This window comes from Clostridium sp. KLE 1755, assembly GCF_000466465.2.
GTDB lineage: Bacteria > Bacillota > Clostridia > Lachnospirales > Lachnospiraceae > Eisenbergiella > Eisenbergiella porci.
Genome location: NZ_KE992726.1, coordinates 9,664 through 11,115 on the forward strand (window position 1 = coordinate 9,664; position 1,452 = coordinate 11,115).

A 1,452-nucleotide genomic window follows, 5' to 3' on the forward strand; every position below is an offset into this window, starting at 1 on the left:
CGATATGCGCGGGTGTCGTTCCGCAACAGCCGCCGATAATGGAAGCGCCGACTTCACATACCTCCCGCATTTCCCCTGCAAATTCCTCCGCCTGCATACTGTAGACCGTCTTTCCCTCCGCATCCAGGGAAGGGAGTCCTGCATTGGGCTTGGCAATCACGGGAACCCTGGTCACGGAAGCCATACTGCGTATGAGCCGGGCCATCTGGCCGGGGCCTGTAGAACAGTTCGCGCCTATCGCATCGGCTCCCAGGCTTTCCAGCACCACAGCGGCGGTTGCCGCGTCCGTACCGTACAGGCTCCTTCCGTCGCCTTCAAAGGTCATGGTGACCATGACCGGAAGATCCGGGCAGGTCTCTTTGGCGGCGATAAGGGCGGCTCTGGATTCCTGCAGGCTCATCATAGTTTCCACAACAAGCAGATCCACGCCGGCCTCTTCCAGAAGGATTATCTGTTCTTTGTAAACTGCAATCAGCTCTTCCAGCTCCATGCTTCCTATGGGGGCCAGCTGTTCGCCGGTCATGGTCAGATCTCCGGCAACCAGCGCCCTGCCGGACGCAGCTTTTCTGGAAACAGCTACCAGTTTATGGTTCACCTGCCGTATCTGCTCCTCCATGCCGTATTCCCTGAGCTTGCACCGGTTGGCCGTAAATGTCGGCGCATATAAAATATCAGTCCCCGCTTCCACATATTCCTTCTGCAGGCCAATGAGGACATCTTCATTTTCCATTATCCATTTTTCCGGACAGACCCCGGCGGGCATGCCTCTCGTGATAAGGTTGGAGCCTGTGGCACCGTCCAGAAAAACCATTTTTTCCTTTACAAAATCTCTGAATTCCTGTTTTGTCATCCTTTTTTCTCCATTTACAAATATGTAACATTCTAACATGAAAATAAACAAAAGAAAAGCGTCACCTTCGTTACTGGTCACGGAGTGAACAGTAACTGCATAAATCCATTAAAAATCGCCTGCGGCGATGGGATTTATACACTCTTGAATCACTTTCTTACGTACTGTGCAGTAAATGCACAGTACTGAGTGAACAGTAACTCACCTTCTCCGCCTTTATCATACCCTTGATTTCAGGCTCGGAATATGGTAAGTTGAATAGGAACATAACCGGAAAGGTACGATAGTGATGATAAAAACAGGAAAGACAGGCCTCCTGGCCGCCGCGCTTCTGGCTGCCGCACTGCTTGCGGGCTGCGGAAAGAATGCGGAGCTGGATAAATTTCATACGGAAATGGAAAATTTTACCCAACAGGCGAACGAAACCTTTGATGTGCTTAATAATATTGATCCGGAATCTGATACCGCGATGGAGGATATGCTAACCGCGCTTGACGATCTGGCGGCGGAATTCAATACGCTGGCGGAGATTGAGGTGCCCAGGCAGTTTTCCGCAATAGAGAACCTCGCTGACGAGGCGGGGGACAATATGTCCCAGGCGG

Annotated in this window: 2 protein-coding genes; one reads left to right on the forward strand and one right to left on the reverse strand. The window is 51.7% G+C overall.

Going from position 1 to position 1,452, the window contains the following annotated elements; genetic code table 11:
- A partial coding sequence (locus tag HMPREF1548_RS16315) for a homocysteine S-methyltransferase family protein (RefSeq protein ID WP_035322501.1) occupies positions 1 to 850 on the reverse strand: 850 nt, incomplete at its 3' end.
- A 289-nt stretch (positions 851 to 1,139) separates the two neighbouring features.
- Here HMPREF1548_RS16315 and HMPREF1548_RS30040 point away from each other — a divergent pair.
- On the forward strand, positions 1,140 to 1,452 hold a 313-nt coding region (locus HMPREF1548_RS30040), incomplete at its 3' end, for a hypothetical protein (RefSeq protein ID WP_021637448.1).